Source organism: Salinivibrio sp. IB574, assembly GCF_001996205.1.
In the GTDB taxonomy this organism is placed as follows: Bacteria; Pseudomonadota; Gammaproteobacteria; order Enterobacterales; family Vibrionaceae; genus Salinivibrio; species Salinivibrio proteolyticus.
Window position 1 is genome coordinate 1 of sequence record NZ_MUFN01000055.1, and the last position, 7,513, is coordinate 7,513.

General features: G+C 50.8%; 4 protein-coding genes and 1 pseudogene. 2 read left to right on the forward strand and 3 right to left on the reverse strand.

What is annotated here, in order from left to right:
- Positions 1-213 precede the first annotated feature (213 nt).
- On the reverse strand, positions 214-918 hold the full coding sequence (locus BZJ17_RS16665) for a DUF3379 family protein (protein WP_069587199.1): 705 nt from the start codon (positions 916-918) through the stop codon (positions 214-216).
- Positions 905-1,429, reverse strand: a pseudogene (locus BZJ17_RS16670) (sigma-70 family RNA polymerase sigma factor); the annotation flags it as partial. The gene BZJ17_RS16665 and the pseudogene BZJ17_RS16670, both read right to left, overlap by 14 nt.
- Positions 1,430-1,908: 479 nt before the next feature.
- On the opposite strand from BZJ17_RS16670, the gene fadI reads away from it, so the two are divergent.
- Positions 1,909-3,219, forward strand: coding sequence for an acetyl-CoA C-acyltransferase FadI (fadI, locus tag BZJ17_RS16675; RefSeq protein ID WP_077641481.1), 1,311 nt, complete (start codon positions 1,909-1,911; stop codon positions 3,217-3,219).
- Positions 3,219-5,348: a fatty acid oxidation complex subunit alpha FadJ gene (gene fadJ, locus BZJ17_RS16680; protein ID WP_108743842.1), complete on the forward strand. Its 2,130-nt coding sequence runs from the start codon at positions 3,219-3,221 to the stop codon at positions 5,346-5,348. Before fadI ends, fadJ begins: the two co-directional genes overlap by 1 nt.
- Positions 5,349-5,442: 94 nt before the next feature.
- Here fadJ and BZJ17_RS16685 read toward each other — a convergent pair.
- Positions 5,443-7,513 (reverse strand): insulinase family protein (locus BZJ17_RS16685; RefSeq protein WP_108743843.1); only part of this gene is annotated, 2,071 nt, incomplete at its 5' end.

A 7,513-nucleotide genomic window follows, 5' to 3' on the forward strand; every position in this document is an offset into this window, starting at 1 on the left:
ATCATCGTATATGGTGAGTAAAACAGAATAAAAATCTATCTTTAATTTTTAAGCTAGTTTTTATTACTAATTTTAGTGGTTGGTTAGTTAGCGATGATCAGTATTTCAGCGTACATGTGTGTACACGCGTGTTCGCTAAAAAGGTACGGGCCGACTGCTATCAACGCGTGGAGCATGAAAGAAAAGCGGCGAGTATGAACGCCGCGTATTTTGTTATATCGCTTGTGGGTGCAAATGGCTTTGCAGTTGCTGGGCAAGCGGTGACAATGTCTCGTTCGCTTCACCGACGACAATGACGCTCGCATCATGAGCCGGCAGGCTTACCGACATCATATTGCCATCACGCTGCTGAGCAGGAGATTGACTGGACATGGGAACTACAAAAACCGTATAGGCCTGCCCATCAGCTTCCATCACCATATGCAGCGCATGTTGGTCACCAAAACTGCAATGGTTGATATAGGTGACTTGGCCGGGGAGCTGGGTGAAGGCTTTGCCGAAAGGACGTAACTTAGCGTTAACCTGTTGAATGCTGGCATTTTCATTAACACCCTCGATAAAGGCATGTTCATGATAGTAGTGTGCCAAGGCAACACGGTTGATATCCACGCTACCCAATCCCCAGTTAAATTGCCCCAAAGCTATCCCAAATACAAACGCAATCGATGCGGCGATCGCCAGATGCCAGCGAGGTCGCTTCGTCTGAGCGGCTACATGGGATGTTTGTGCAAATACAATTTTATCCGCCAAATCCTCAGGCACATCGACCCGCAAGGCTTGGTCGATTTTACTGTCGAGATCGGCAATATCGTCGGCATACTGTTGATGGCTTGCTGACGCTGACTTATGTGCTTGGACATCTGGATCTGTGGTATGCGGATCAGCCAGAAGACGGCGACGGAATTCAAGATCGTCCATAGTGTTTGCCTCCCGGGTTGGCGTTGGTATCGAGTGCTTCTTTGAGTTGCGCTCTTGCTCGGAATAAACGTGTCATCACCGTGTTTTTATTTAAATCAAGGATCTGAGCGATTTCATCGCCACTAAACCCCGCGATCACTTGCAGCACTAGCGGCTCTCGGTACTCAGGGGCGAGGGCGGCGATTTGACGGTGTAACCAGCGCTGTTCCATCGAGGCTTCTTCACTTGGGCGAGTATTGTCGACCAACTCTCCCTCTTCGACCTCGACGGTATCGAACTGTTTACGTTCGAAACGTCGCGCATTTTCTCGGCGTAAAATAGTAATAAGCCAGGCTTTTGCGGCTTTATCATCGTGCAAACTGTCCAGTGCTCGCCATGCGCGCAAACAGGTTTCTTGCACTAAGTCTTCCGCGATATGCGGGTCTTTCGCTAGCCAGAAAGCATAGCGATAGAGGTCACGGTGCCAAGCGCGCACCAGTGCCTCATAACGGGCTTGTCGGTTCATACCTGACTCGACCTTATAAGGTGACGATTAATTTCATACTGACCGTGAAAAGTGTCATTAAATTTCATCTTTTCACGAAAAGCGGCGTAACTTTGATCTGTTTCAATATAGCGTACTCACAAGTCGGTAAAGTGAACCCTGTCGTTATCGGCCATGTGTCGACACTCGTGAGGTTGAGTGAACGGCGTTTCCTTTTTGAATGATATGACTTTCTGTTCGGATCTGGGTGCGGGGAAAAGCACTGCACACTTCCCAGATTATCGTTTTGCTTTCCAATCTTTTTTGGGGCTCACGCTAGCGTGTAGCCCCTTTTTTTATTGTGTATTTTCTTTTCAATCCTCTGAAAATAAATCACTGTGATCAGCCTAGGCGCTGAATTGTGCGCCTGTTGGCAATCTTACCAATCAATTAAAACGGATGTTTTAAGCTGGTAACATTTTAGTTACACTCGTGGTCAGACCTGTAGAACATCCTAAGGAGCAGTGATGACGTCTCAGCAACACCTTAAAACCAGCAAGGGCGATCGTATCGCCATTGTGTCTGGGCTGCGCACGCCATTTGCCCGCCAGTCAACCGCCTACACAGATGTCCCCGCGGTTGACCTCGGAAAAATGGTGGTTCAAGAAATGCTCAATCGCAGTGCGATTTCGCCGAAAGACATCGATCAAGTCGTTTTTGGTCAAGTGGTACAAATGCCGGAAGCCCCAAACATTGCCCGTGAAATTGTATTGGGGACAGGTATGGACATCCATACTGACGCCTACAGTGTCACACGTGCTTGTGCGACCAGTTTTCAAGCGGTGGTAAATGTTGCTGAGAGCATGATCGCGGGCAATATCGAAGTGGGTATTGCTGGGGGCGCGGACTCGTCGTCCGTACTGCCCATTGGTGTGAGCAAGAAGTTAGCACGCACTCTGTTGGACTTGAGTAAAGCCAAAACCATGAGCAAGCGTTTGAAGCTGCTCAGTAAGCTTTCGGTGAAAGATCTGGCACCTGTTCCACCTGCGGTAGCGGAATATTCAACCGGCCTAAGCATGGGGCAAACCGCAGAGCAAATGGCAAAGTCACATCAAATTAGCCGCCAAGAACAAGATGCCTTAGCGTTACGCTCGCACCAACTGGCGAGCAAAGCGTGGGACGAAGGCTTGCTCAGTGATGAGGTGATGACGGCGTATCCTGAGCCTTACAAAGCGTGGATTGCAAAAGATAACAACTTACGCCCGCAATCCACTCTTGAGGATTACGCGAAACTGCGTCCGGCTTTTGACCGCAAGCATGGCTCGGTCACCGCTGCAAACAGTACGCCGCTCACTGATGGTGCCGCTGCGGTATTGATGATGCCAGAAAGTCGTGCCAAAGCACTGGGACTCGAGGTATTGGGCTATATCCGCTCGTATGCATTCTCTGCCATTGGGGTGCAAAAAGACATGCTGATGGGACCGTCTTACGCGACGCCGCTTGCGCTCGATCGTGCCGGTATTTCACTGTCCGATTTAACCTTGATCGATATGCACGAGGCCTTTGCGGCACAAACCCTCTCGAATGTAAAAATGTTTGCATCCGAGACGTTTGCACGTGAGCACCTTAATCGTGACCGCGCGATTGGCGAAATTGATATGGATAAATTTAACGTCTTGGGGGGCTCGATTGCATACGGTCACCCATTTGCGGCAACCGGTGCCCGTATGATCACCCAAACACTGCGTGAACTGAAACGTCGTGGCGGCGGACTGGCCCTTAACACCGCATGTGCCGCAGGTGGCCTTGGCGCAGCAATGATTTTGGAGGCGGAATAATGACAGTCGAAAACCATCAAGCCTTTACGTTATATATCGCTGACAACCAAGTCGCTTGGCTAAAAGTGGATGTTCCCGGAGAAAGCATGAATACCCTACAGGCAAGCTTTGTCGAAGGGGTCTCCGAGGTACTGGATCAACTAGAAAACAACACTAATATCAAGGGGCTTGTGATCCATTCTGGCAAGCCTGATAACTTTATTGCCGGTGCGGATGTGCGCATGCTCGATGCGTGTGAAACAGCTGAACAAGCCGCAGAGATTGCCGCACAAGGACAAACGCTGTTTGCACGTATTGAGAAGCTGCCCTTCCATGTTGTAGCTGCAATCCATGGCCCATGTTTGGGGGGCGGATTGGAGCTCGCGTTGGCGTGTCATAGCCGTGTCGCGACCGATTGGGACAAAACCCGACTCGGGCTGCCAGAAGTGCAACTGGGGTTATTACCTGGCTCGGGCGGTACGCAGCGACTGCCACGTCTGATTGGCGTGCCAAATGCGCTAGATATGATCCTAACCGGCAAACAACTGCGAGCGAAAAAAGCGAAAAAGCTCGGCGTGATTGATGACTGTGTCCCGCATACCGTATTGCTGGATGTGGCAGAAGCCTTGGCGCAAAAATCAAAGCCCAAGCGCCCGCGTAGCTGGCAAAGCTGGATGCTCAGCGGTAATGCGGTGGGTCGTAACTTTGTCTTTGACCAAGCAGGAAAGAAAACTCGCGCGAAAACACGAGGGAACTATCCTGCTGCGGATGCGATTCTCGCGGTGGTGAAAAAGGGGTTAGATAAAGGCATCCAAGCAGGTCTTGAAGAGGAAGCGCGCCGTTTTGGTGAATTGGTGATGACCAGCGAGTCCAAAGCGTTGCGTAGCATTTTCTTTGCGACCACGGCAATGAAAAAAGAAAACGGTGCAGATGCTGAGCCGGGCGAGATTAAACGGATTGGCGTCTTAGGTGGCGGCTTGATGGGCGCCGGGATTGCCCATGTATCAGTCGCAAAAGCCGGCTATCCTGTCCGAGTGAAGGATGTCAGTGAAGACGGCATCTTAAACGCGCTTCGCTACAGCTACAATTTGCTCAACAAAAAGCGCAAGCGTAAGCAGATCAGTAAAGCGGAACTGCAAGCGACCATGATGCAACTGTCTGGCGATACGCAAGCGACCACCTTGTCGAATGCAGATGTGGTGATTGAAGCGGTGTTTGAAGATTTATCACTCAAGCATCGTATGGTCGAGGAAATGGAGTCAATTACAGGAAACGAGGCAATTTTTGCCACCAATACCTCGTCATTGCCTATTCACCAAATAGCTCAAGGCAGCCAGCGCCCGGAGAACATCGTGGGCTTGCATTACTTTAGCCCGGTGGAAAAAATGCCGCTGGTGGAAGTCATCCCGCATACAGGTACCAGTGAGAAGACCATTTCGACTGTGGTAAAACTGGCTCGTCAACAAGGTAAAACGCCTATCGTGGTTGGTGACAGTGCGGGCTTTTATGTCAATCGTATTCTAGCGCCCTATATGAACGAAGCGGCGCGAGTGTTATTGGCTGGCGAAAGCATTGAGCATATCGACAATGCTTTACTCGACTTCGGTTTCCCAGTTGGTCCTATCACTTTGTTGGATGAAGTCGGAATCGATATTGGGGCTAAGATTGCGCCCATTTTGACTCAAGAGCTGGGTGAGCGTTTTGAAGCGCCAGATGTGTTTGATGTATTGCTGAACGACGACCGAAAAGGGCGTAAAACAGGCAAAGGATTTTACTTATACGATACGGGCAAAAAAGGCAGCAAGGGCAAACAGGCCGATAAAAAAGTGTACAGCCTGCTCAATATCAAGCTGAATCCAACACTCTCTGGCCATGACATCGCACAGCGATGTGCGCTCATGATGCTCAATGAAGCGGCGCGTTGTTTGGATGAAGGGGTGATCCGCTCTGCCCGTGATGGTGATATCGGTGCGATTTTCGGCATTGGGTTCCCTCCTTTCCTAGGTGGCCCTTTCCGCTATATGGACCAAGTGGGAATAGAGCGCATTGTGAGCTTGCTGCAATCTCATCAAGACCGTTATGGGGACCGTTTTGCACCGTGCGAGCGTTTGGTGATGATGGCAAAAGAAGGGCAACAGTTTTATCCCTAAGCTCGGCGTGTCACCTGAATCGAAAGGGCAGCGTTACGCTGCCCTTTTTTATAGTGGCCTGACAAAGGACCACTGTGGTTTCGCAGTGACGCGCTTATTCTTCGCTACGGCCACAAATGGCGCGAAATGCGTCAATATCGCGAATAGGGTGCGCACCGTCTAATGAGGCATGTTCACGGTGCTCGCTGCCGCAGCTATGCATGACAAGCCTATCCGCGGTTCGCGGTTTGAGACGATTAACCACAAAACGCACCATGTCGGCTCGGGTTAGCGACTCCATGGCCTCGGCCACCTGTTCACGGCGTTCGTAGTGATAGTCTTTATTGCCGATACTGATCCAATAGCGCTGCGCGCGAGCGCGCAGGTTATTATCTGGCTCGCGAATTTGCGCTAACAGGCTTTGCTTACTGCTTTGCCAGCGCGCTTCGCTCATTTCCAGCAAGATCATAAATAGCGCATTGAGGAAATCATCCACGGCGGCCATCAGTTGGTTAGGGCCTGCCATTGGCGATTGGACGTAAAAGATCAGCCCTGGGTGGCGATTTAACGGTAAATTGCCAGCGCCTACCATATATCCCAATTGTTGGCGCGTGCGCAACTCGTTAAAAAAGGTGGCTGACATCAGATGATTGGCAAGCGTGTAGGTGGCGACCGCTTCAGAGGAGGTGTCTGGACTTTGGTAGTACACCAACAACGCCGACTCCGCATGATCGAGTGCTAGCTCGTAGCTCACGGTGCCGCAGTCGTTTAATAGGGTCAGCGGCCGGACCGATTCTTGATAGGTTTGGTCGTCTACCCGCAGCGCATCTTTAACGGTTTCGGCCAAGGCCTTCGCTTGGTGACGGTGCCAGTTGCCGTAGACAAACATATCCACATGCAGCGTGGCGAACATGGCCTCAACGAACTCGGGTAAATCGGCGAGCGTGACGGTGTCGAGCGCGTCGAGTAAGGCTTGATAGGGTGGGTTATTGGGCTGCAATATCCCCGTCATGCTGTTATATAGCTGACTTAATGGCTTATTTTTGGCCCCGTTCTCCCAATTACGCTTAAGTTGGCTTTTGATCACTTCAAAGCGTTCGGGCTTAAAGTTGCGCCGTGAAAAGGTGTCGAGGATCAAGGCCAACAGCAGCGGCTGTTTATCATTAAAGCCACTGATGTTTAGTGTAACGCCACCTTGATGGGCATATAAGTTGTAATTAATGCCTGCAATTTCTGCTTGGTAGGCATGTTCGTTTAGCGCTTCAAGTAGCATTTCGACGCTCAAGCGCGTCATGACAATGTTTTTGACGCTAGCGACGGCATGCGGACTGTCAATGGCAATGTAGACATGCCCTTTGGGCACCCGAAAGTGAGGCTCTTGACCATGCCAGAGCCGGAACCCTGGCAGCTCTTCTATCAATATCGGCGTATCGCTCGCATCATCTTCAAGCGGCAAGGGACGCAGCGCATCGGCAATGTAGGGATTTGGATCAGGTAACGTCAGCGCAGGAGAAATATAGGTGGTGCGCCATTTCTCACACTGCTTTTCGCTAAAGTGCTTCACCGCGTAGGGGGTGTCATACCATTTGGCTAGTTTGTCGTATTTAAAGCCTTTGGCAACCAAGGTTACCCTGAGGTTATCGACCGTCATTTGCTGCAGCATGGCTTGGATTTGGGCGTGGTCAAATCCGGCCATCATGTAATCCCCGTATACCACCTCAATCGGGTCATAATGCTGCATATTCATCACCAGCTGACTCACCGTATCAATCGGGCGCAGCGGCTCTTGATAGTAAAACGCAAGCTCTTGGACTTGGCGTTTTTCTTGGTAACGCCACGCTTCCACACCGTATTGGCGGATAAGTTGAATGGCTTGAAACACATAGGTGATAATGTCGTCGAGCTTGCTCAAGCCCAGCTCGGTGAGTGCAAGGCTTAAGGTAAACTCACGGAAATCTTTGCCACTGATGCCGCCGCCTGCAGAGAGGGTATTGATGTAGCCTTTGCTTTTGAGCAGAGACATCAAGCTACCGGGACCTTCGTAGCCGAGAAGGTGGGCGATGTAAGATAGAGGTTTCGTGCGGTATTGATATTCGCYTTCGGGCAGTGAGAACGCGAGGGTTAACTTGCGTACCTCTTTAAGTGGCTCCACGGTGATCCACTGGCGTCGCTGTGCGGCACTAATC

Coding starts and splice junctions, on each gene's coding strand:
- fadI (WP_077641481.1), top strand. CDS start 1,909: ATGACGTCTCAGCAACACCTTAAAACCAGCAAGGGCGATCGTATCGCC.
- BZJ17_RS16665 (WP_069587199.1), bottom strand. CDS start 918: ATGGACGATCTTGAATTCCGTCGCCGTCTTCTGGCTGATCCGCATACC.
- fadJ (WP_108743842.1), top strand. CDS start 3,219: ATGACAGTCGAAAACCATCAAGCCTTTACGTTATATATCGCTGACAAC.